This is a genomic window from Caulobacter radicis (assembly GCF_003094615.1).
Lineage (GTDB): Bacteria > Pseudomonadota > Alphaproteobacteria > Caulobacterales > Caulobacteraceae > Caulobacter > Caulobacter radicis.
Genome location: NZ_QDKO01000019.1, coordinates 92,903 through 116,599, shown reverse-complemented (window position 1 = coordinate 116,599; position 23,697 = coordinate 92,903). Strand labels below are relative to the sequence as shown.

Here is a 23,697-nt window from a genome sequence, read left to right as displayed (position 1 = left end):
ATGAGAGCGAAAGCACATATCGAAGTTCGCCGAACTTGACACATTTTTGACCGCCGATTCACCTTCAGCGCGAGCGAATCCGTAGTTCAACCTTGACCATACGGATGTCGCAGCAAGAGGGACGGCATGAACCGCATCGGCCAAGGACTCCTTTCGCTCTTCCTGACCTCCGTCGCGGCCGCGCCGCTGGCGGCCCACGCCCAGACCCCGACCGACACCGACGTCGAGGGCGTCGTGGTCACCGGCTCGCGCATCCGCGTCAGTCCGCTCGACAAGACCCAGACCGTCTTCCAGATCGACCAGGAGGCGATCGCCAAGACCGGCCTGACCTCGATCGTCGACGTGCTGCAGCGCGTGCCGGCCGCCGGCGGCGGCCTCAATTCCAAGTTCAACAACTCAGGCAACTTCGGCAATCCGCCCGACGGCGGCGGCGTGGGCGCCGGCTCGGCCGAGATCGACCTGCGCTACCTGGGCTCGCGCCGGGCGCTGGTGCTGGTCGACGGCCAGCGCTGGGTCAGCGGGGCCTCGGCCTCGGGCGTGCCGGGGGCCGTGGACCTCAACACCATCCCCAGCGCCATGATCCGCAATGTCGAGATCCTGCAGGAGGGGGCCTCGCCGATCTACGGCTCGGACGCCATCGCCGGGGTCATCAACATCATTACCCGCGACCGCCAGCAGGGCCTGGAACTGTCGGCCCAGGTCGGCGGCTACGGCGAGGGCGACGGCTTCTCGCAGGACTACAACGTCTCGTGGGGAGCCTCGGAGGGCAAGACCAGCATCGTGGTCGGCGGCGGCTACTTCAAGCAGAAGAGCGTGCTGTCGGCCGACCGCGACATCTCGCTCTATCCCAGCCCCTACGGGACCTCGTGCCTGTCGGGCGGCTGTTCGTCGGGCACGCCGCTGGGCCGGTTCATCGTCAGCGACCCCAATACCGGCCGCGACATGGACCTGACCCTGAAGGCGGCCCTGGCCGCCGGGGTGCGGCCCACCTACACGCCGCTGGATCCGACCGGCGCGGGCAGCAGCTTCCGCAACTTCGCCGGCGACGCCGACCGCTTCAACTTCCAGCCCTACAACTACATCGTCACCCCGTCGGAACGGGTCAGCCTGTTCGGCGCGGTGACCCACGACTTCACCGACAGCATCAAGCTGAAGGTGCGCGGCAGCTACGTGCAGCGCAAATCGGCCAACCAGGCCGCCCCGATCCCGCTGTTCGTCGGCCCCGACGCCGGCAACGGCAACCTGCTCGACACCATCTCGATCGACGCCACCAACCCCTACAACCCGTTCGGCTTCACCCTGACCAGCGGCACCTACGCCTTCGTCGGCCAGCGGATGATCGAGGCCGGGCCGCGCCACTACGCCCAGACCGTCGACACCTGGAACGTCAACGCCACCCTGTCGGGCGACTGGGCCGTGGGTTCGCGCCGCTGGTACTGGGACGTCGGCTACACCGCCTCGCGCAACCACGCCGAACAGAGCTTCACCGGCAACATCAACGCCCAGCGCGTGCAGCAGGCCCTGGGGCCGGTCTCGGGCTGCACCGGCTCGTGCGTGCCGCTGAACATCTTCGGCGGCGTCGGCTCGATCACCCCGGCGATGCTGGACTTCATCGGCTTCACCCAGCAGGACGTCTCGCAGCAGGAGCTGCACGACTTCACCGCCAACCTGACCGGCGACTTGTTCGAACTGCCGGCCGGCCCGCTGGCCTTCGCCGCCGGCTATGAGCACCGCGAGACCAAGGGCTACTTCCAGCCCGACGCCATCGTCGCGGCGGGCCTGTCGTCGGACATCCCAGCCCAACCGGCCAGGGGCAAGATCAAGGTCGACGAGGCCTATCTCGAACTGCGCGCCCCGCTGCTGGCCGACCTTCCGCTGATCCACCGGCTGGAAATCTCGGGCGCCGGGCGCTGGTTCGACTATTCCACGTCGGGCTCTGACTCGATCTACAAGGCCGGCCTCAACTGGCGGCCGACAGAGGACGTGCTGGTGCGCGCCTCCTGGGGCCAGGGCTTCCGGGCCCCGTCGATCGGCGAGCTCTATGGCGCGGCCTCGCGCTTCGACCAGGAGATCACCGACCCCTGCTCGGACATGCTGGGCCTGTCGGGCGGAACCCCGGCCAGCGCGACGGTGCGGGCCAACTGCGTCGCCGCCGGCGTACCGGCCAGCGGCGCCTACGTGCAGCTCAATCCGCAGCTGTCGGTGATCACCAGCGGCAACGACGCCCTGAAGCCCGAGACCAGCGAGAGCAAGAACTTCAGCGTCGTCTGGGAGCCCAAAGCGCTGAAGGAGGCCAGCTGGGCCAGCGGCGGCTCGATCGAACTGGCCTACTCCGACATCGAGCTGGACTCGGCGATCCAGGCGCTGTCGGGGGAAAGCCTGCTGTCGCGCTGCGCCGAACTGGCCGACGCCCTGGCCTGCTCAACCATCACCCGCACGGCCTCGGGCCAGGTGGCGGCGATCACCAACCCGCTGATCAACATCGGCGGCATCCAGACCCGGGCCATCGACCTGAACCTGCTGTGGACCTCGCCGGACTACAGCTTCGGACGTCTGGCGGTGCGGTCGTACTCGACCTTCCTGCTGGAGTTCACCGAGATCGTGCCGACGGCCACCGGCTTCACCGAGATCCCGCGCGAGGGCACCGAGCGCGGCAGTCCCGACCAGGCCTATCCGAAGACCAAGTCGACCTTCACCGTCGACTGGGACTGGAAGAACTGGGGCGCCAGCGCCTCGGCCCGCTACCTGTCGTCGATCAAGGAGACGCAAGCCGCCGACGCCAAGCTGGCCTCGCGCACCTATGTCGACGCCCAGCTACGCTGGAAGCCCGACTTCCTGGGCGAGACCACCGCGGTGGCCTTCGGCGTCAACAACCTGTTCGACAAGGACCCGCCGGGCTGCATCAGCTGCGGCCTCAACAACTTCGACCCCAACGCCTATGACGCGCCGGGGCGCTACTTCTACTTCCGCCTGACCTATCGGCAGTAGGGGCTGAACTTGGGCGCGGTCGTGCTACTGCTTGAAGCATGACCGCGCCCGCCGCCTCCGCCGCCGAGCATCAGGCCCTCACCCGCCGGATCACCACCCTGTCGGTGGGCACGGCCGCCATACTGATCGTCATCAAGGGCGGGGCCTGGATCGCCAGCGGCTCGCTGGCCATGCTGGCCTCGCTGGCGGACTCGGGCCTCGATCTCGTCGCCTCGCTGATCACCTTCTTCGCCGTGCGCTACGCGGCCGAGCCGCCCGACGCCGAGCACCGCTTCGGCCACGGCAAGGCCGAGGCCTTCTCCAGCCTGATCCAGGCGGGCCTCGTTTTCGCCTCGGCCGCCCTGATCGGGCGCGAGGCGATCGGCGGCCTGCTGAACCCGAAACCGGTGGAGCACGGGATCTGGGGCGTGGGCGTAATGGTCGTCTCCATCGCCCTGACCCTGGCCCTGATCCGCGCCCAGGCCGCGGTGATGGCCCGCACGCGCTCGGTGGCCGTGGCCGGCGACCACGCCCACTACGCCGCCGACCTGGCCTCCAACGCCGTCACCCTGGTCGGCCTGGCCGCCGTGGCCCTGCTGGACTGGACCTGGGTCGACGCCGCCGCCGGCCTGGTGGTCGCCGCCTGGCTGCTGTGGGGCGCGGTCGGGGTGCTGCGCCAGGCCGCAGACCAATTGATGGACCACGAGCTGCCCGTCGAGGAGCGCGAACGGATCCTGGCCCTGCTGGTCGACGATCCGCGCATCGGCGGCGTCCACCAGCTGCGCACCCGCGCGGCCGGCCCGCACATCCACGTCCAAGGCCACATGGACCTCGCCGCCGGCCAGAGCCTGGCGGAAGCCCACGCGATCATGACCGCCGCCGAGGCCCGGGTGAAGGCCGCCTTCCCGACGGCCGACGTGCTGCTGCATCCCGATCCACGCAGATAGATCCTCCCCCTCTGGGGGAGGTGTCGGCAAAGCCGACGGAGGGGGTGTGGCTGATGAAACGGCCGGCGTCCTGAAAGCTGAAAACGTCCCCCCTCCGGCCCTTCGGGCCACCTCCCCCAGAGGGGGAGGATCTTCGCCGCCCTCTTGCCCTCTCCGCCTGATGCGCCCAATTAGCGGCCTTCCCCCCATCGACGAGCCCCCCTTCCATGGACGACACCCTGGCCCGCCTGCCCGACGCCTTTTCCGGCAAGACCGTGCTGGTGCTGGGCGACGTCATGCTCGACCGGTTCGTCTATGGCGCGGTCGACCGCATCTCGCCCGAGGCGCCGGTGGCGGTGATCGCCATCGAGCGTGAGACGACCATGCTGGGCGGGGCCGGCAACGTGGCCCGCAACGTCGCCGCGCTCGGCGGGCGGGCGGTGCTGGCCGGGCTGGTCGGCGACGACGACGCCGGCCGCGCGGTGGCCGCCCTGGTCGAGCGCGAGCCGGGCCTGGACAGCGCCCTGGCCGTCGATCCATCGCGCCGCACCACCGAGAAGACCCGCTATGTCGCCGCCTCGCACCAGATGCTGCGCGCCGACCGCGAGGACCGCCACCCCGCCGACGCCGCCCTGGTGCTGGCGGCCTTCGAGAAGGCCCTGGCCGCCGCCGACGTCGTGGTGCTGTCCGACTACGCCAAGGGCGTGCTGACGCCCGACGTCCTGGCGGCCGCCATCGCCGCCGCCCGCGCCGCCGGCAAGCCGGTGATCGTCGACCCCAAGAGCCGCGACCTCGCCCGCTATGACGGCGCGACGGTGATCAAGCCCAACCGCCGCGAGGCCGCCGAGGCCACGGGCGTGACGGGCGCGGGCGACGAAGCCGCCGAGGCCGCCGGCGAGGCGATCCTTTCCGCCGCCCCCAACCTGTCCGCCGCCCTGGTCACCCGCGGCGCGGCCGGCATGACCCTGTCGCAGCGCGGCGCGGCCCATGTGCACCTGCCGGCCAGCGCCCTGGAGGTGTTCGACGTCTCGGGCGCGGGCGACACCGTGGCCGCCACCCTGGCCCTGTCGCTGGCCGCCGGGGCGGACCTGCCCGCCGCCGCGCGCCTGGCCAACGCCGCCGCCGGCCTGGTGGTCGCCAAGCTGGGCACCGACGTCGTCACCGCCGCCGAGCTGAAGGCGGTGCTGGCCGGCGCCCACGGCGATCCCGGCCAGGAAAAGATCGCCGCCCGCGACCGGATGCTCGAGATCGTCGCCGGCTGGCGCGCGCGCGGCCTGAAGGTCGGCTTCACCAACGGCTGCTTTGATTTGCTGCACCCCGGCCACGTCTCGCTTCTGGCTCAGGCGAAAGCCGCCTGCGACCGCCTGGTGCTGGGCCTCAACACCGACGCCTCGGTCCAGCGCCTGAAGGGCCCGACCCGCCCGGTGCAGAAGGAAGACGCCCGCGCCGCGGTGCTGGCCTCGCTGTCGGCCGTCGATCTGGTCACCCTGTTCGACGAGGACACCCCGCTGGAGCTGATCACCGCCATCAAGCCGGACGTGCTGGTCAAGGGCGCCGACTACACGGTAGAGACCGTGGTCGGCTCGGACGTGGTGCTGGCCAATGGCGGCCGCGTGGTGCTGGCCGACCTGAAGGCGGGCCAGAGCACGACGGCGCTGATCGCACGGGCGAATACGCCTTGAGGAACCTCCCCCTCTGGGGGAGGAGATCGCGTAGCGATCGGTGGGGGCGTTTCTGCGAAACCCGCCAAGGACACGGCGGCTGAAAACTTCCCCCCACCGGCCTTTGGCCGCCTCCCCCACGGGGGGAGGTTCCAAAAACGCTCATTCGGCTCAATAGTCCTTGCCCGGCAATATCTTGTTAAGCAAAGCGGCGCATCGATCAGACGATGCAGCCTGAACGCATGTGGGCATGAGCGTCGAACGCACTCTTCACCATTTCCCGTTGGACCCGGCCTCGCGCCAGGTGCGCCTCGCGCTGGGCGAAAAGCGGGTGGCGTTCTCCGAGGTCCAGGTGCGCTATTGGGAGTCGCCGCCGGAGTTCACGGCGCTGAACCCGTCGGGCCTGACGCCGGTGCTGGTCGAGACCCGCCACCAGCGCACCGCCGTGATCTGCGAAAGCCGCGCCATCCTCGAACACATCGAGGAACAGGAGCCCGAACCCGCCCTGCTGGGCCGCGAGGCCGGCGAGCGCGCCGAGGCGCGGCGCCTGATGCAGTGGTTCGACCGCAAGTTCGACAACGAGGTCAACGGCTTCCTGCTGCACGAGAAGATGGAAAAGCGCCTGCTGCGGATGGGCGCGCCGGATCTCGGTTCGCTGCGCCGGGGCCGCGACGCCCTGCGTGACCACCTGGGCTACATGGAAAGCCTGTTGCAGCAGCGCGACTGGCTGGCCGGGCGCCGCATGAGCCTCGGCGACTTCGCCGGCGCGGCGCATCTTTCCGTCATCGACTATTTCGGCGACGTGCCGTGGAAGGACTTCCCCGCGGTCCGCACCTGGTACATGAAGCTGAAATCGAGGCCGTGCTTCAGGCCCATCCTGGCCGATCGCTGGCCCGGCCTCGCGCCGGCCGCGCACTATGACGACCTCGACTTCTGACCTGACGCCCCAAGATCGCCTTCTGGCTATTCGGGACGAGATCCGCCGCGAAGCCCTCGCGCTGGGCTTCGACGCCTGCGGCTTCGCGTCGGCCGCCGACGCCTGGCCCAATGGCGAGTGGCTGCGCCAGTTCGTGGCCGAGGGCCTGCACGGCGCCATGGGCTGGATGGAGGAGACGCTCGAGCGGCGCAGCCACCCTACCGCCATGTGGACCGAGGCGAAGAGCGCGGTGGTGCTGGGCGTCAACTACGGCCCCGACATCGATCCGCTGACCCAGCTGGAGCATCGCGACCGCGCCGCCATCAGCGTCTACGCCCAGGGCGACGACTATCACGACGTGGTCAAGAAGCGCCTCAAGCAGCTGGCCGGCTGGATGCACCGCCGCTGGGGAAACGACGTGAAGGTGTTCGTCGACACCGCGCCCCTGATGGAAAAGCCGCTGGCCCAACGCGCGGGCCTGGGCTGGCAGGGCAAGCACACCAACCTCGTCTCGCGCCAGTTCGGCTCGTGGCTGTTCCTGGGCAGCGTGCTGACGACTCTGGACCTGCCGGCCGACGAGGCCGAGTTCGACCGCTGCGGCTCGTGCCGGGCGTGCCTGGACATCTGCCCGACGAACGCCTTCCCCGCGCCGCACCGGCTGGATGCGCGGCGCTGCATCTCGTACCTGACCATCGAGCTTGCCGGCCCGATCCCGGACGAGTTCCGCCCCCTGCTGGGCAACCGCATCTACGGCTGCGACGACTGCCTGGCCGCCTGCCCGTGGAATAAGTTCGCCAGCCTGTCGGCCGAGGCCAAGTTCCACGCCCGCGAGACCCTGAAGACCCCGTCGCTGGCGCAGCTGGCCGTGCTGGACGATCCGTCGTTCCGGGCCCTGTTCAGCAAGAGCCCGATCAAGCGCATCGGTCGCGACCGCTTCGTGCGCAACGTGCTCTACGCCATCGGCAACAGCGGCGATCGCGCGTTGATGGCCGTGGTCGAGCCGCTGCGGAGCGACCCCGACGAGACCGTCCGCGACGCCGCCGACTGGGCGGCGGCGCGACTGGCGCCGGCTCAGGCCTCGTAGACGTAGGGGCTGGCCAGGTCGGCCAGCAGCGGCGCGGCGGCGTCGCGGGCGTTGACGGTCAGGTCGGCGCCCGGGATGGTCCAGTCGACGCCGATGGCCGGATCGTCGAAGCGCAGCGTGCCTTCGGCCTGGGGCGCGTAGTAGCCGGTGACCTTGTAGAGCACCTCGCACTCGTCGGTCAGGGTGCAGTAGCCGTGGGCGAACCCTTCCGGCACCAGCAGCTGCAGGGCGTTGTCGGCCGAAAGCTCGGCGCCGACCCACTGACCGTAGGTGGGCGAGCCCGCGCGGATGTCCACCGCCACGTCGAAGATCGCGCCGCGCACGCAGCGCAGCAGCTTGGCCTGGCCGTGCGGCGGCTTCTGGTAGTGCAGGCCGCGCACGACGCCGCGCGTGGTCGAGCGCACGTGATTGTCCTGCACGAAGGCGCCGCCCGTGAAGCCGGCCTCCTCCAGCGCCGACTGGCGGAAGGTCTCGGAGAACCAGCCGCGCTCGTCGCCGTGGCGGACGGGCGCGATCAGCAGGACGTCGGGAATGGCCAGGGGGGTGATCTGCATCACGCGGCGTCCTTGTTGTTCAGCGCATCGTCGACCAGCGCGGCGACGGCCGGCAGCGAAAGCCGCGCGGCGATCGCCCGTCGGGCGCGCTCGCCCAACGCCCCGCGCTCGATCGGATCGTCGATCAGCCGCGCCAGGGCGCGAGCGGCGAAATCGAGGTCGGGATCGGCCCACTGCCCGTCGGCATAGACGCCCTGGGCGTCTTCGACGGCCACCAGCCTGACGGGCGCCAGGACGGCGCTGTCCTCGTCCATGAAGTCGAGATTGCCCGACCATCCGGTGGCGACCACCGCCTTGCCGGCCGCCATGGCCTCGGCCGGGAACAGGCCAAACCCCTCGGCGCGATGCAACGACAGCAGGATGTCGCAACTGGCGACCAGGCGGTCCTTGTCCGCCGGGCTCATCGGCTCGACGAGCAGGCGCACGTCATCGGCGTCTCCGATCGCCTGGCGCAGCGACGCCAGGGCCTCGGGCGCGGCCTCGGAGCCGACCGTCTTGAACACCAGGACGGCGGGCGTCGGCGTCAGGGCCCGCGCCCGGCGGAAGGCCTCCAGCGCGCCAAGCGGGTTCTTGCGGGCGAACGACGAGCGGAAGTCGAAGGCGCACAGCACCACCACCGCCTCGGGCGGCAGGCCAAAGCGCGCCCGGTCAGGCGCCTGCGGGTCGACCTCGACCGTCAGCGGCGCGACCCTGACCTTCACGCGCCGCGGCGCGTCGCGGCGTATCGCGTCGGCCCCGAACTCCGACAGCGCCCAAACCTCGTCGACATAGCGGAAGGCGGGCCTCCAGGCCTTGGGAATGCGCGGCAGCTCCCAGGCCCAGCAACCGATCGTGCGGCGCCCGGCGAAGGGCGCGCCCCGGGTCTGGGAGATCAGGTGGATCAGTTCGACCGGATTGACCTGGACGATCATCACGCCCGTTCCCTGGGCCGGGGTCTCCGGATCCCCCTCGTCCAGGCGGCGCGCATGCCCCAGCCGTTCGGATACGTCCCAGGCGACGACCTGCCGCCCCGTGAGCCGAACCGCGCGCGTCAGCCCGCGCACCGCCTCGCCTAGGCCCAGGACCGCGCCCTGAAACCCCGCGACGATCACCGGCGCGTCGGCCGGCGCGGTGCGCACGCCTCGACGCTTCCAGCCATGGAACAGATAGGCGCGGACATAGGGCAGGCGTAGGGAAACCGCATGCGCCGCCCCGGGCAGGGCGCGCCAGACAAGACGCTTGAGCTGCTTGATCACCTTCGCCGTACCTTTGCGGGGCCCCCTGTGTTAGCGAGTGTCGCGCCGCGTTCAACCAAGCATTTGGGCATGCCGATCGTTTCCCCCGCTTTCAGCGTCATCATCGTCGCCTACCAGAGCGGCCCGACCCTGGCCCGCTGCCTGGCGGGCTTGGCCGCCCAGACCTTTGTCGACTTCGAGGTGCTGCTGGTCGACAACGCCTCGACCGACGGCGCGCCGCAGGCCGCCGCGAAGGCCGATCCGTCGATCCGGCTGATCGAGCCCGGCGCCAACACCGGCTTCGCGGCCGGCAACAACCTGGCGGCGCGGGAGGCCAAGGGCCGCTGGCTGGTGCTGCTGAACCCCGACGCCTATCCGCATGCCGACTGGCTGGAGAAGCTGGCGGCGGCCGCCGAGCGCCATCCAGACGTCAACAGCTTCGCCTCGCTGCAGCTGGTGGCCGACGAGCCCGAACTGATGGACGGGGCCGGCGACGTCATGACCTCGGCCGGCATTCCCTTCCGCGGCGGCTATCGCCGCAAGGCTTCGGCCAAGGTCTTCGAGGGCGAGGTGTTCTCGGCCTGCGGCGCGGCGATGATGCTGGACCGCGACCTGTTCCTGCGCCTGGGCGGCTTCGACGAGCGGTTCTTCTGCTATTGCGAGGACGTCGACCTGGGCTATCGCCTGCGGCTCGACGGCGAGCCGACCCTGCTGGCGCCCGACGCCAAGGTCGAGCACGTCGGCTCGGCGACGCTGGGGGTGCGCTCGGACTTCGCCCTGTTCCACGGCACGCGAAACCGCGTGTGGACCTTCCTGAAGAACACGCCCGGGCCGATGCTGTGGTGGAGCGCGCCGCTGCACTTCGCGGTCACCGGCGGCCTCTTCCTGCTGCACCTGCGCCGGCGCGACGCCGGTCCGGTGTGGAAGGGCTTCAAGGCCGCCTTCGTGAAGGCCGACCTCGATCCGATCCTGGCCTCGCGGCGCGAGATCCAGGCCGCCCGCAAGGCGCCGACGATCGACATCCTGCGGGCCATGGCCCTGGACCCGGTGGCCTTCTTCGGCCGCCGGATCGTCATCAGGCAATGGCGAGGTCGTCGATCAGGCGCCGCATGAACTGGGCGCCGCGCTCCATCTGGGCGACCTCGACATATTCGTCGGGCTGGTGGGCCTGGTCGATCGAGCCGGGACCGCAGATGACGGTGGAGAAGCCCGCGCCCTGGAACTGCCCGGCCTCGGCGGCGTAGGGCGCCACGCGGGCGGGGCCGTTGTCGCCGGCCATGCGGCGGGCGAAGGCCTCGGCGACCCCGTCCTCTTCCGGCGCGAAGGACGGCGTCAGCGAGCGCACCTCGACCTTGACCCCGCCTTCCGGGGCCTTGGCCCTGACCTCGGCGTCCAGCGAGGCGGCCAGGGCGAAGAAGTCGGCGAGGATGGCCTGCGGATCCAGCCCCGGCGGCGTGCGCAGGTCGAAGACGAAGACGCACTGGCGGGCCAGGATGTTGACCGCCGTACCGCCGTTGACCTGGCCGATGGTCAGGGTCGCGCCCTTGGGCATGAACGGCGAGGCCGGGTCGGCCTGGCGCTCCAGCCGCTCGGACAGCTCGACCAGATGGCTCATCAGCTTCACCGCGACCATGTTGGCCGAGACGCCCAGGTGGGTCAGGCTGGAATGGGCCTCGCGCCCGGTCACCGTCACCCAGTAGCTGGCGATGCCCTTGTGGGCCTGGACGGCGACCATGTCGGTGGGCTCGCCGACCACCACCAGGGCGGGCCTGGGCAGGTCGCGGGCGATGACCTCGATCATGTCGGGCGCGCCGAGACAGCCGACTTCCTCGTCATAGGAGAAGGCCAGGTGGACGGGACGCTTGAGGTCGGCGGCGGCCAGATCCGGCGCGGCGGCCAGGGCCAGGGCCAGAAACCCCTTCATGTCGCAGGTTCCCCGGCCGTAGAGGCGGCCGTCGCGCTCGGTCAGGGTCCAGGGATCGCTCGACCACGGCTGGCCGTCGACCGGCACGACGTCGGTATGGCCCGACAGCACGACCCCGCCCTCCACGGCCGGGCCGATGCTGGCCATCAGGTTGCTCTTCGTCCCGTCGGCGCTGGGCACGCGCCGGGAGGCCACGCCCAGGTCCGAGAGATAGGCCTCGACCCATTCGATCAGAGCCAGGTTCGAGCCGCGCGAGGTGGTGTCGAACGAGACCAGCCTGGCCAGGATGTCGACCGCGCGGGCGGAAAGCGCTTCGGGAGAGGAAACCATCCGCCAAGCCTAGGCCGCGCCGCCCCGGCCCGCCAAGCCCGGGCGGACCACCCTGGGCAGGATCATGCAGCGGCCCGAGAAAAGCTCGCTCCGCGCGCAAGAAACGTGCTGCGCCACGGCTTTTCTTCGTCCGAGCCAAGCTTTAGAGGAGACGGACCATGATCCTGACCCTCTCCTGCCCCGACCAGCCCGGCATCGTCGCCAAGGTCTCGACCTTCCTGTTCGAGCGCGGCTGCAACATCCTCGACGCCCAGCAGTTCGACGACCAGGAGACGGGCGACTTCTTCATGCGCGTCGTCTTCGATCCGGACGGCGCCGACCGCGCCGCCCTGCGCAGCGAGTTCGAGACCCTGGCCAAGGGCTTCTCGATGCGCTGGACCCTGCGCGACCCGGCCGAGCGCTACCGGGTGATGATCCTGGCCAGCAAGTTCGACCACTGCCTGGCCGACCTCGTTTATCGCTGGCGCATCGGCGAGCTGCCGATGGACGTCACCGCCATCGTCGCCAACCATCCCGCCGAGACCTACACCCACGTCGACCTGTCGGGCCTGCCCTTCCATCACCTGCCGGTGACCAAGGAGACCAAGTTCGAGCAGGAGGCCGCGCTCTGGAAGCTGATCCAGGAGACGCAGACCGACATCGTCGTGCTGGCCCGCTACATGCAGGTGCTGTCGGACGGCCTGGCGGCCAAGCTGAAAGGCCGCTGCATCAACATCCACCACTCGTTCCTGCCGGGCTTCAAGGGCGCCAAGCCCTACCACCAGGCCCACGCCCGCGGCGTGAAGGTGATCGGCGCCTCGGCCCACTACGTGACCGGCGACCTCGACGAGGGCCCGATCATCGAGCAGGACGTCGAGCGCATCAGCCACCGCGACACGCCCGAGGACCTGGTCCGCAAGGGCCGAGACATCGAACGCCGCGTCCTGGCCCGCGCCCTGCGCTGGCGGCTGGAGGATCGGGTGCTGCTGAACGGCCGCAAGACGGTGGTGTTCACCGACTGAGGCGGCGCCGGGAACTACGCGGAACGAAAAAGGGGCGGCCCGAGAGCCGCCCCTTCTGCTTTTAGAAGTCCACCTGCACCGAGACCCACAGTCGGCGGGGCTCCTGGTTGTTGGTGTATTCAGGCGAATAGGCCACCGGCGTCCCGTAGGGCAGCTGGCGCACGAAGTCCTTGTTGAACAGGTTGTAGATCGTGGCGTTCAGGGTGACCGCCTCGGTCGCCTTGAACGACCCGCCCAGGTGGAACAGGCTGTAGGCCTTGAAGTCGCCCAGGGCGGCGCGGGCCGGACCCTCGCCGCGATAGCGTTCGCTGCGGTACTCGCCACGCACCCAGGCGTTCACCCGGTCGGTCACCCGCCAGCGCAGATTGCCGTTGACCATGTGCTCGGGCGTATCGGTCAGCTTGCGGCCGGCCTCGGCCCCGCTCTTCTGCTCGCTGTCGGTGAAGGTGTAGTTCAGGCCCAGCGTCCAGTCGTCGGCGAAGCGCCAGCGCGCGGCCGCCTCGACGCCCTGCGTCACCGCCTCGTCGATATTGATGCTCTGGGCGAAGGTGGCCGCGTTCGGGAAGAAGCCGACGTCGACGCAGCCGGCCGGACGGCCCTGGCCCGAATTGTATTGCGTCTGGGTCAGGCCGAAGGCGCAGTTGGTCACCGGCGGGCCCGAGGCGATCTTGTCCTCGAACTTGTTGTGGAAGACCGTGACGTTGGCGGTGAAGCCGGCCTTGTTGTCGTAGTAGGCGCCGGCCTCGGTGCTGGTGCTGGTTTCAGGCTGCAAGCCGGGCGAGCCCAGCAGCGGCAGGCGGCCCTGCTGGCCGAAACCCATGATGCCGGACGCCAGCTGCTCCAGGCGCGGGGTCTTGAAGCCCTGGCTCACCCCGCCCTTGAAGGTCCAGTTCTGGTTGGCGTTCCAGACGAGGTAGGCGCGCGGGCTGAAGTGGCCGCCGAACACGCTGTGGTCGTCGTGGCGGGCGCCCAGGGTCAGGGCCAGGCCTTCGGTGAAGCGCCACTCGTCCTCGGCGAACACGGCCCACTGCTCGTGCACGAAGGGCTGCGGCGCGACGCCGTCCTTCATCTCGGCGTCCCAATACTGGCCGCCGATGGTGAAGGTGTGGTTCTTCCAGCGCGAATAGAGCTTGGTGTCGAAGATGGTGTTGGTCGATTCCAGGTCACGCGCGCCGCCGGCCCCGGCCACGCCGTTGGGGATGATCCGGCCGATGGTCTCGGTCTTGGCCTGCGAGAGGTTGCTCTCGATCTGGCCAAAGGGTAGGCGCCAGTTGTGGGCCAGGGCGATCTGGCGACGGTTGAACTCCAGGGCGTTGGCGTAGCCGCCGGCCGTGGTGTTGGTGCCCATCTGGCCTTGCGAATTGTCGTACCACTGGGTGGACTCGTCGATGTCGAGCCACAGGTCGTGGTCGGCGTGCGGCGTCAGGGTCAGGCGCGCGCCGATGGTGCGCAGTTCGCTCTTGGTGGCGCTGCGGCCAAAGCCGGTGATCGGCGCGTCGACGCCGCCCACGTTCTCGAAGGTCAGCTTGGAGGCTTCGCGGTTCAGGAAGCTGCCGCGCACGGCCAGGCCCAGCAGATCGCGGACGATCGGGCCGTTGGCGTAGAGATTGCCGCCGTAGAGATTGCCGAACTCGTCGTCGCCCTGCAGCGTGCCGTCCAGGCTGGCCGTGCCGCTCCACTTGGTCCCGACCTTGCGGGTGATGATGTTGACCACGCCGCCCATGGCGTCCGAGCCGTAGAGGGTCGAGACCGGGCCGCGCACCACCTCGATGCGCTCGATGGCCGCCACCGGCGGCAGGAAGCTGGTCGAGGTTTCACCAAAGCCGTTGGGCGTGACGCTGCCGGCGGTGTTCTGGCGGCGGCCGTCGATCAGGATCAGCGTGTAGTCGCTGCCCATGCCGCGGATGTTGATGTTCAGGCCGCCGGTCTTGCCCACGGCCGAGCCGACGTCGACGCCTTCGACATTGGTCAGCACCTCGGCGAGGCTCGCCGCGCGCATCTCCTGCAGCTCCTCGCGCGGCACGACGGTGACGCTGGCCGGGGCGTTGACCAGCTTCTGCTCGAAGCCGGCGGCGGTGACGACAACGCCGTCCAGGTCGGCCGCGTCCGGCGCGGGCTCGGCGGCCAGGGCCGCGCCCGACAGGGCCATGGCCGCGGCGGACCCCATCAGAACGGAAGCAAACGTAACGCGCGACATCCCCAACTCCAGCCAAGCTTCTTGCGAGTGATTGTCGCTATCAGCCCAGTGAGCCCGGGAAACCAAGCAGTTTGACCGCCTGGACACGATTTGAAACCAGCCAGCAACGCGAGCGCAAGACAGCGCCCGCGCCGACCGGTTCGTCAGTCGTCGGAAGATCAGCTCTTGGGAGCCTGCAACTTGCTGCGCAGCACGTCGATCAGTTCGATCTTGAACACCAGGGTGCTGCCCGGCGGAATGTCGGCTCCCGCCTGGTTGTCGCCATAGGCCAGGTCAGCGGGCACGTAGAGCATCCACTCGTCGCCCGGACGCATCAGCTGCATGGCCTCGATCCAGCCGGGGATCAGGCCGCGCAGCGGGAACGAGGCGGGCACGCCGCGCTCGTAGGAGCTGTCGAACACGAAGCCGTCGAGACGCTTGCCCTCGTAGTGGACCTTGACCTCGTCGATCGGGCGCGGGTGCAGGCCGGTTTCCGGGCCCGACCGGATCACCTTGTATTGCAGGCCGCTGGGCAGGGTGACGACGCCCGGCTCCTTGGCGTTCTTGGCCAGGAAGTCGGCGCCGGCGGTCTTGGCGGCCGACATCGCCGCCTGCCGCGCGGCCAGGTCTTCCTTGGAAGGACCGCAGGCCGCCAGCGAAACGCTGGCCAGGGCGGCGAGAAGAAGGAACCGAGCGCGCATGAAAGTGTTTCCGATGGCCAAATCCGCGTCCTGAGCTAGCAGGCCTGGCGCGAACATCAATCATTCCGTGCTTGGAACGCATTCCCGACACCGTTGTCACGCAACGGTGGTGGCGCGCTCCGGGGGCGCGCTCTAGAACTCTGTCCATCCGAGACACAGACACGAGGTGCTCATGAAACCCGTCCGCAAGGCTGTCCTTCCCGTCGCCGGCTTGGGCACTCGCGTTCTGCCCGGGACAAAGTCGACGCCGAAGGAGCTCCTCAACGTCGTGGACCGGCCGATCCTGTCCTACATCGTCGAGGAAGGCCGCGCCGCCGGCATCGAGCATTTCGTCTTCGTCACGGGTCGGAGCAAGGGCGCGATCGAGGACTATTTCGATCACCAGATCGAGCTGGAGATGCAGCTCGAGGCCAAGGGCAAGCTCGAGATCCTCAAGCAGCTGCGCGACGAACTGCCCAAGCCGGGCGAGATGAGCTTCGTGCGCCAGATGGCTCCGCTGGGTCTGGGCCACGCCGTGTGGTGCGCCCGCGACATCATCGGCGACGAGCCCTTCGCCGTGCTGCTGCCCGACGTCATCGTCGACTCGCCGAAGTCGGCGCTCAGCCAACTGATCGAGGTCTATGACCAGGTCGGCGGCGGCAACGTCATCGGCGTCGAGGAAGTGCCCGAGAGCGAGACCCACAAGTACGGCGTCGTCGCCCCCAGCAAGGTCGAGGGGCGACTGGCCACCATGAGCGGCATGGTCGAGAAGCCGCCCAAGGGCACGGCCCCGTCGAACTGGGCCATCGCCGGCCGCTACATCCTCCAGCCCGAGATCTTCGACCTGCTGGCCAGTCAGGAAAAGGGCGCCGGCAATGAGATCCAGCTGACCGACTCCATGGCCAAGCTGATGCAGGACCAGGCCTTCCACGCCTATGTCTACGAAGGCGACACCCACGACTGCGGCGACAAGATCGGCCTGCTCAAGGCCAATGTCGCCCTGGCGTTGAAACGCCCCGACCTGGGCGAGGCGGCGCGGAAGGCGATTTCGGGGCTGCTGTAGTCGCCAAACAGCCAAGCTTTTCGCTAAGGCCTTGCCCCGAACCTCGAAAGGTGCTGACACGAGCACTGTCCGATCGCGCCCAGGCGCTCAACCTGGGCGGGACCCGCACCGAGTGTCGAGGAGTTCATGAACCACCCCGCTTCCGATCCAAAGATCGCCGCCGGCCGCTCCGCCAAGACCTCGGCCGGCAAGGACAACGATCTCGACGCGGCCCTCAAGGCCGCGCAATCACGGGCGGACCGCAGCGAGGCCGAGCTGCGACGCGTGGTGGTCGAACTCGAGGCCTACCAGCAGGAACTGTTCGAGAGCGAGCGGCACGGCGCCTACCTGGCGGCCGAGCGCCAGGGGCTGGCGGGGCAGGTCGCCTATCTCGAGGCGCTTCCGCGCCTGGGCGAGCCGATGAGCGACGTCCAAAGCAAGCTCGCCGCCCTCGAACGAACCGTGGAGATGAACGCCTCCTACATTCGCTCCCTGGAAGCATGGGTCAATCGCGCCGAGGAACGGGCCGCCGCCGCCGAAGCCGAACTTGTTCGTCTGCGCGCCGATCGCGCCTAGGCCGTCGATCTCGCCTCTAGTCTAAGCCCGTTTGATTTCAGGTCCGGTATGGTCCAGCAGAGCAACTTGAACGCAGAGATCTGCGTCGTCGGCCGTTGTCGCTTCGATGTCGGAATTGGCCACCACACCTACGCCTATTGCGAACTCCTGGCCCGCAACTTCCCCGTCTGCATTCTGCCCACCGAGCCGGAACTGCGCGATCGCGACGAGGTCGTCCTGCCCAGCGGCCGCAAGATCCCGGTCTGGAAGGGCCAGGCGCTCAAGGCCTCGATCTTCGTCGATGTCCTGTGGAACGGCGCGTACGACACCAATTACGAGCTGACGCCCCAGGACGGCCTGCGACTGGCGCTGGTGGTGTTCGACTCCGACCTGCTGCCGCCCGAGTGGACGCGGATCCTCAACGAGCGTTTCGACGGGGCCATCGTGACCAGCCCCCACATGCGCGACGTCCTCGAGAAGAACGGCGTCACCGTTCCGGTCAGCGTCATCCCCCTGCCCCTCAACAACGAGCCGCTGCTGCGTCGCCCCGCGCGTGAATGGCGGGGCAAGACCCGGATCGGCTCGATCGCCGCCTTCCATCCGCGCAAGGGCGCCGACGTCCTGGTCTCCGCCTTCGCGCAGACGTTCGGCGACCGCGACGATGTCGAACTCGTCCTGCATTCAAATCTTTCGTTCTCGCGGACGGTCGAGAACCTCAAGCGGCAGATCGCCGACCTCGGGCTGCGCAACGTCGTCGTGTCGACGGACAACCTGTCCGACGAAGACAAGTCGGACCTGATCAGCTCCTTCGACGTCTTCGCCAGCTTCTCGCGCGGCGAGGCCTATTCCATCGGCCCGCGCGAGGCCCTTTCGGCCGGCGCCGTCCTGGCGCTTTCCGACGTCGGCGGCCACAGCGACCTGGCGGACGTTCCCGGCGTCTTCCTCACTCCCGCGCGGCTGCGGCTGCCGGCGCGCTACGTCGAGATCGACAACCGCGTGTTCGGCGAGCAGCGCGGCGTGGTCGTCGAGGACGCCGCCGCCACGCTGAAGCGGGCCGTGGAGTTCGTCGAGAGCGGCCGCGCCCACGAGACCCGAACCGCGCGCCGGGCCTATGCCGGCGCCCTGTCGTTCAGCCGGATGTCCACCGCCGTCGCCGAGCTGCTCGAGCCCGACATCCGCGCATTCCGCCGCGACGCTCCCCAGGCCGAGCATGTCTCGATCCCGGCGTCCTTCAAGACCACCATCCGCGGCGGGCTGGCGGCGAGGGGCGGCTTCAGCCACAAGCGCGCGCGCGTCATCCAGGCACATGACGGCGGGTTCTTCTCGCTCTTCAACACCTACTTCAGCCACATGGCGTGGGACCTGAAGGACGAGCGCTGCCATCGCACCCTGCCCGACTGGGACGTCAATCGCTTCCTGGAGCGACAGAACGGCGCTCCGGCCACCAGCTTCTGCTACGGCCGCCCCGAGGACGGCAACGCCTGGACCCAGCTGTTCGAGCCCGTCTTCGACCTCACCGTCGAGCAGATGAATGACGGCGACCTGCTCTACGCCAACGCGGTGCGCCCGGACTATCCGTTCAACGAGGCGAGGGAACCGACCCTCACCTACGTGCACGCCTACCGCCTCTACAAGACGCCCCAGTTCCGTAACTTCAGGCGGCACTACAACCGCATCTATCGGGATCACATCCGCCTTCATCCCGAACTGGCCGCGGAAATCGACCGCTTCGCCGCGGACCTTCCGACCGACGGCGTCCTGTTGGGCGCGCATGTGCGCCACCCCAGCCACGCCATCGAGCAACCCGGCGAGGGCATGGCCCACACCGAGAGCTACATCCAGGCGCTGAAGGCGCAGATCCGCGACAAGCAACTGGAGAAGAAGGGCGCGCCCGACTGGAAGATCTTCCTCGCCACCGACCAGGAAAGCGTCGTGCGGCGCTTTGCCGAGGAGTTCGGCGACCGGGCCTGCTGGTTCACCTCCGTCGAGCGCACCAAGGAAGCGGACGACGCCAAGCTGATGGGCGGCGGGGCCGAACTGCAACGCGTTCAGGGCCATCAGGTCCAGCACCTGATGGCCGCGTCGGTGGACACCTGGTCGGCCGACCTGGCGCGTCAGGTGATCCGCGACGCGGTCATGCTGTCACGCTGCCAGTCGATGCTGCACGTCGTTTCCAACGTCTCGACCGCGGTCTCGTACATGAATCCGGATTGCGAATTGATCTTCTGTCGACCGGGCGAAATGGCTTCGACCGGATGAGTTCCCCCGGGAATGGGGTAGAGGGGCGCTGCTCAACCGCGGAATGCGGGCGCCGGTTTACTCCGCACTTGGGTTAGTCCATATCCTCACAGGGGGCGAGGAGTTGGAGGCTCGACCAGCGGATTTGAGTTACGAGGAGTGTCGTTTTTCGTCGACAATGTCGGCGTCAACACCTTCTCGCGCACGGCTCGCCCCCCTTAATTCAGGCCCGAGTGGCGACGCACGTACTGGGATAGATGTAAATGTCCGATAAGGTCGAAGTTTCTCTGAAATCGGTCTTCGAGCGCGCGCCCAGAACGAAGATTACCGTCACAATCGTTGGTAAGGGTAACTCCTACACTGGGATCGGACGTCAAGCGCACGCCTGGCTGAAAGCTTTGGAAGGCGCGCCGAACGTTCGCGTGCGGTTCATCAACAGCGCGCCCGAGGCGGGTGACGACGTCCACTATCCCTGGGTAGAGAAGATCACCGACGCTGAAGGCCACGCCGAACCGGGCGATGTCGCGATCTTCTGCGACGTGCTCTGGAACGGGGTCGGCGACCGCAACTACGAAAAGTGCCCGGCGGCGCGACTGAAGTACTGCTATCCCGTCTTCGACTCCACTCAAGTACCGCCGGAGTGGACGCAGATCATCAACACCCACTTCGATGCGGCCTTCGTGCCGGCCGGCTTCCTGCAGACCGTGCTCAAGAGCTGCGGCGTCGCCAAGCCGATCTTCACGCTGCCGATCGCGATGGACATGAAGGCCTTCTTCACCGCGCGTCCCAAGCCGGTGGGCCAGCCCTACGTGTTCGGCGTCGTCGGCGCCTACGACTTCCGCAAGAACGTCCACATGATCGCCGACGCCTTCGAAGCGACGTTCGGCCTCGACAACCCCGACGTCCAGCTGCGGATGAAGCTGACCTATTCCCTGCTGCCCGAGGATGAGGCCGCCGCGTTCGCGCAGAAGTACCGCGGGACCAACATCGAGGTCATGCGCGGCAAGGTCGACGAAGGCGCCTACATGCGCTTTGTCGAAGACGTCGACTGCATGATCAACATCGCGCGCGGCGAGGGCTATTCGATCCCGGCCCGTGAAGCCGTCGCTCTGGGCAAGCCCCAGATCCTCGCCGACCATTTCGCTCACCAGGATCTCGCGGGCATCGACTCCGTGCGCTTCGTGCGGGCCGAAATCCCGGTGCCCGCCCTCTATCCCCAGATCAACGAGCGCTTCATCGGCCTGCAGTACGTGCCGCACGCGGTCGACGTGCGCGCGGCCATGCGCGACGTGTACGACAATCGGTACGACTACGCCGCCAAGGCCGTGGCCAATCGCGACGCCGCCCACGCCTGGACCGTGGAGGCGCTCAAGCCAATCTATCGCGCGATCGTCACGCCCGCGAACGTCAGCGTCCGCGGCGGCCCCGACACCCTGAACGACCTGGGCATGGCCACGCCGGACAGCTATTTCTACGAGCGCTGCCACGCCCTCTACGGCGACAGCGCCTGCCGCTCGGCGCGCAATCCCCAGTTGGTCAACCACAACAGCAACAAGGTCGTGGTCATCGGCAACGACGGGGGCTTCTTCTCCCTGTTCAACCGCTACGCCTCGTATCTGGTCTGGGAAAAGGACGCCGATCCCTCGCGCGTCGTGCTTCCCGACTGGCGCGCCTCGGCGATCCAGGAATACTTCGGGCTCTCGGCGTTCACGAGCTTCTGCTACGCCTCGCGCGAGGAAGGCAACGGCTGGCTGCACCTGTTCGAGCCCGGGCCCGACGTCCAGGACATCTCGGTCTACAACGACACCGCCGCCATGTACGACGGCGCCTACATCGCCGACGACTTCAACGAGAAGCGTGAACCCTGGCTGACCTATGTTCACGCCTACCGGCTCTACCAGATGCCGGAGTTCCAACGCTGGCGGCGCTGGTATCACGCCAAGGTCTCGGAATACATGCGCCCGGTGGCGTCCATCCAGGCCCGCATCGATCGCAACATCGACATGCTGGGCGACGGCCACCGCATCGGCGTGCACATCCGCCACCCGAGCCACGCCATCGAGCAGCCCGGCGCGCGCCTGTCGCACATCGAGATCTATGTCCGCGCGATCAAGGAATACATCAGCCGCGAAGGCATCGAGAACCCGCAGATCTTCCTGGCCACCGACCAGGACTCGACGATCGAGGAAATGCGCAACCACTTCGGCGACTACCTGCATTACGACACCGACGTGAAGCGCACCTCGATCGCCGACGACCAGCAGTTCTCGAACCTGTCGACCAACGACAAGATGCGTGAAGGCCACCAGATCCAGCACCTGACCGCCGCCGATCCGGCCAACTGGTCCTCGACCATGGCGGCCGAGGTGATCGCCGACTGCTACTCCCTCGCGCGCTGCAACGTCCTCTTCCATATCGTCAGCAACATCTCGACCGCGGCCAGCTACATCAATCCGGACCTCGAGATGGTCTTCGTGGGTCAGCGTCATGACGACTGAGAACCTCACCCTGGAAGAAGCAGAGCTCGATCGAATGATCGCCGACGAAGGTGATGGCGAAGAGCTGCTCATGCGCCGGCTGCGCGACGAACTCGCGGCCGGCGAGGCCCAACTGCTCGACACGACCGCGGCGATGAACGAAGCGCGCGCCAACCAGGCCACGCTGGAAGATCAGGTCCTGACCCTGAGCTCCGCGCTCGGAACGGCCCAAGCCGATGCGGAAACCCAAGCCGCGGCCCGGAGCCTGCTCGAGATCAAGCTGCGCGACATGATCTCGGTCACCGAAGCCGAGATCCGCAAGATCAGCGACCATACCGAACGCCTCCAGGGGCTTCGCTTCGTCGACCACGAAGCCGGCGCGCTCCGCGCCCAGCTCCAGGCGGCCGCGGCCTCTCTCGCCGAGACCGAAGCCGCCCTGGCGCAGGAACACGCGCGAAGCCAGCAGCACGCCGAGGAACTGCGCGCCGCGCACGCCCACGCCGCTCTTCTGGATGAAAAGCTCCAGGGCGTTCTGGCGATCATGGCGTCCGAGGCTGAGCGGATGACGGCCTATTCCGCTGAGCGGGCCGCCCCGGCCGCGCCCGTTGTGGTGGAAGTCCCGCATGTGGTTGAAACGCCCTCCATCGGCGCGATCCAGATCCAGCACGGCAATGTCGTCCGGGAGCTGGAGGCCCAGAGGGACGAGGCGATCCATCGCGAGCGCGACGCCAACGATCGGCATGCCGCCGCGCTCTCGGCGATCTACGCCTCCACCTCATGGAAGATCGGCAAGCCAGTGCGCCTGCTGGGCAGGCTGTTGATCAGGTTCAAGGTCAAGCAATAAGCTTCCGCGAACCCGGCGACGGCGCCAACGGATCCAGGCTGGCTTACGGCCGGCGACAATAACCCTACGGGGGACAAGGAGAATTTAAGTGAGAGCTTTGGTTACCGGCGGGGCCGGCTTTGTGGGCCGCCATCTCTGCCACGCGCTGCTCGAGCGCGGTTGGGACGTCGTCTGCGTCGATCCGATCGTGCCGCGCACCGGTGGCCTCCGCCCCGAGGAATGGCCGCTGTACGACCCCCGCACCTACAAGGGCTTCACCTGGGTCGAACAGGACTGCCGCGAATACTTCCGCAAGGACGAGAAGTTCGACTACGCCTTCCACCTGGCCGCCATGGTCGGCGGCCGCCTGATGATCGAGTATGATCCGCTGGCCGTGGCCGAGGATCTGGCGATCGACGCCGACTTCTTCCGCTGGGCGCTGCGCACCCGTCCGAAGAAGAACATCTTCTTCTCGTCGTCGGCCGCCTATCCGATCTCGCTGCAGACGCGCGACAACCAGCACCTGCTGTCGGAAGACATGATCGACTTCGACACCAAGCTGGGCATGCCGGACCTCTCGTACGGCTGGGCCAAGCTGACGGGCGAGTACCTGGCTCGCCTTGCGCACAAGAGCTACGACCTCGACATGGTCTGCTATCGTCCGTTCTCGGGCTATGGCGAAGACCAGGACCTGACCTACCCCTTCCCGAGCATCTGCAAGCGCGCTCTGGAGTTCCGCGGCCAGGACACCCTGACCGTCTGGGGCACGGGCGATCAGTCGCGCGACTTCATCCACATCAGCGACGCCGTGCGCTTCGTGCTTGAATCGATGGACCTGATCAGCAACGGCGACGCGATCAACCTGTCGACCGCCCGGAAGACCACGTTCAAGGAGTTCGCCAAGATCGCGGCCAACGCCGCCGGTTACGATCCGACGGTCATCGGCACCTCGGACAAGCCGGAAGGCGTGTTCGCGCGCGTGGGCGACACCACCCTTCAGAACAAGCTGGGCCTCAAGCCGCTGATCGGCTTCGAGGAAGGCGTGGCGCGCGGCGTCGCCTACCAAGCCAAGCTGCTGGGGCTCTAAGCCTCTACCGACCCCCAGGGGCGCCGCCGGCGCCCCTGGGCT

18 protein-coding genes are annotated in these 23,697 nt (G+C 68.3%); 13 read left to right on the top strand and 5 right to left on the bottom strand.

Annotated features, from left to right (window positions below):
* The first annotated feature begins 126 nt into the window (after positions 1 to 126).
* The 5 genes from DDF62_RS11385 (at position 127) to queG (ending at position 7,554) form a co-directional block, all read left to right on the top strand.
* A complete protein-coding gene (locus DDF62_RS11385; RefSeq protein ID WP_116489224.1) occupies positions 127 to 2,988 on the top strand; it encodes a TonB-dependent receptor domain-containing protein in 2,862 nt (953 codons plus the stop codon).
* A gap of 38 nt (positions 2,989 to 3,026) precedes the next feature.
* A complete protein-coding gene (locus tag DDF62_RS11380; RefSeq protein ID WP_116489223.1) occupies positions 3,027 to 3,914 on the top strand; it encodes a cation diffusion facilitator family transporter in 888 nt (295 codons plus the stop codon).
* Positions 3,915 to 4,120: 206 nt separating this feature from the next.
* The gene (gene rfaE1, locus DDF62_RS11375; RefSeq protein ID WP_116489222.1) at positions 4,121 to 5,575 is read left to right on the top strand and encodes a D-glycero-beta-D-manno-heptose-7-phosphate kinase; all 1,455 of its coding nucleotides are present in this window, start codon (positions 4,121 to 4,123) and stop codon (positions 5,573 to 5,575) included.
* Between the two features lie 229 nt (positions 5,576 to 5,804).
* Positions 5,805 to 6,491, top strand: coding sequence for an FtsZ-binding protein FzlA (fzlA, locus tag DDF62_RS11370; RefSeq protein ID WP_116489221.1), 687 nt, complete (start codon positions 5,805 to 5,807; stop codon positions 6,489 to 6,491).
* The gene (queG, locus tag DDF62_RS11365; protein WP_116489220.1) at positions 6,472 to 7,554 is read left to right on the top strand and encodes a tRNA epoxyqueuosine(34) reductase QueG; all 1,083 of its coding nucleotides are present in this window, start codon (positions 6,472 to 6,474) and stop codon (positions 7,552 to 7,554) included. The genes fzlA and queG overlap by 20 nt, the downstream gene beginning before the upstream one ends.
* Here the strand turns inward: queG and rfbC are convergent.
* A complete protein-coding gene (gene rfbC / locus DDF62_RS11360; RefSeq protein WP_116489219.1) occupies positions 7,542 to 8,108 on the bottom strand; it encodes a dTDP-4-dehydrorhamnose 3,5-epimerase in 567 nt (188 codons plus the stop codon). The two genes, queG and rfbC, sit on opposite strands and share 13 nt — an antisense overlap.
* Positions 8,108 to 9,343 (bottom strand): glycosyltransferase family 4 protein, encoded by a 1,236-nt coding sequence (locus DDF62_RS11355; protein WP_116489218.1) that lies wholly within the window; start codon positions 9,341 to 9,343, stop codon positions 8,108 to 8,110. Before DDF62_RS11355 ends, rfbC begins: the two co-directional genes overlap by 1 nt.
* 69 nt (positions 9,344 to 9,412) lie before the next feature.
* On the opposite strand from DDF62_RS11355, the gene DDF62_RS11350 reads away from it, so the two are divergent.
* A complete protein-coding gene (locus DDF62_RS11350; protein WP_116489217.1) occupies positions 9,413 to 10,435 on the top strand; it encodes a glycosyltransferase family 2 protein in 1,023 nt (340 codons plus the stop codon).
* Here DDF62_RS11350 and argE read toward each other — a convergent pair.
* Positions 10,398 to 11,576, bottom strand: a complete 1,179-nt coding sequence (argE, locus tag DDF62_RS11345) for an acetylornithine deacetylase (RefSeq protein WP_116489216.1) — start codon at positions 11,574 to 11,576, stop codon at positions 10,398 to 10,400. The two genes, DDF62_RS11350 and argE, sit on opposite strands and share 38 nt — an antisense overlap.
* A gap of 158 nt (positions 11,577 to 11,734) precedes the next feature.
* On the opposite strand from argE, the gene purU reads away from it, so the two are divergent.
* Positions 11,735 to 12,577, top strand: a complete 843-nt coding sequence (purU, locus tag DDF62_RS11340; protein WP_116489215.1) for a formyltetrahydrofolate deformylase — start codon at positions 11,735 to 11,737, stop codon at positions 12,575 to 12,577.
* Positions 12,578 to 12,638: 61 nt separating this feature from the next.
* Here purU and DDF62_RS11335 read toward each other — a convergent pair whose 3' ends face one another.
* Both DDF62_RS11335 and DDF62_RS11330 read right to left on the bottom strand, forming a co-directional pair.
* The gene (locus tag DDF62_RS11335; RefSeq protein ID WP_116489214.1) at positions 12,639 to 14,774 is read right to left on the bottom strand and encodes a TonB-dependent receptor domain-containing protein; all 2,136 of its coding nucleotides are present in this window, start codon (positions 14,772 to 14,774) and stop codon (positions 12,639 to 12,641) included.
* A gap of 158 nt (positions 14,775 to 14,932) precedes the next feature.
* Positions 14,933 to 15,454 carry an FKBP-type peptidyl-prolyl cis-trans isomerase gene (locus tag DDF62_RS11330; RefSeq protein ID WP_116489278.1) on the bottom strand — a complete coding sequence of 174 codons (522 nt, stop codon included), beginning with the start codon at positions 15,452 to 15,454 and terminating at the stop codon, positions 14,933 to 14,935.
* A 172-nt stretch (positions 15,455 to 15,626) separates the two neighbouring features.
* Here DDF62_RS11330 and galU point away from each other — a divergent pair, with 172 nt between their 5' ends.
* From galU to DDF62_RS11300, 6 genes are all read left to right on the top strand, one after another.
* Positions 15,627 to 16,496 (top strand): UTP--glucose-1-phosphate uridylyltransferase GalU, encoded by an 870-nt coding sequence (gene galU, locus DDF62_RS11325; protein ID WP_116489213.1) that lies wholly within the window; start codon positions 15,627 to 15,629, stop codon positions 16,494 to 16,496.
* Positions 16,497 to 16,622: 126 nt separating this feature from the next.
* The gene (locus DDF62_RS11320) at positions 16,623 to 17,051 is read left to right on the top strand and encodes a hypothetical protein (RefSeq protein ID WP_116489212.1); all 429 of its coding nucleotides are present in this window, start codon (positions 16,623 to 16,625) and stop codon (positions 17,049 to 17,051) included.
* Between the two features lie 66 nt (positions 17,052 to 17,117).
* A complete protein-coding gene (locus DDF62_RS11315; protein ID WP_165832235.1) occupies positions 17,118 to 19,289 on the top strand; it encodes a glycosyltransferase in 2,172 nt (723 codons plus the stop codon).
* 401 nt (positions 19,290 to 19,690) lie between these two features.
* Positions 19,691 to 21,766 (top strand): hypothetical protein, encoded by a 2,076-nt coding sequence (locus DDF62_RS11310; protein ID WP_133244917.1) that lies wholly within the window; start codon positions 19,691 to 19,693, stop codon positions 21,764 to 21,766.
* On the top strand, positions 21,756 to 22,589 hold the full coding sequence (locus DDF62_RS11305; RefSeq protein WP_133244916.1) for a coiled-coil domain-containing protein: 834 nt from the start codon (positions 21,756 to 21,758) through the stop codon (positions 22,587 to 22,589). The genes DDF62_RS11310 and DDF62_RS11305 overlap by 11 nt, the downstream gene beginning before the upstream one ends.
* 88 nt (positions 22,590 to 22,677) lie before the next feature.
* Positions 22,678 to 23,655: an NAD-dependent epimerase/dehydratase family protein gene (locus DDF62_RS11300; RefSeq protein WP_116489208.1), complete on the top strand. Its 978-nt coding sequence runs from the start codon at positions 22,678 to 22,680 to the stop codon at positions 23,653 to 23,655.
* Positions 23,656 to 23,697 lie beyond the last annotated feature (42 nt).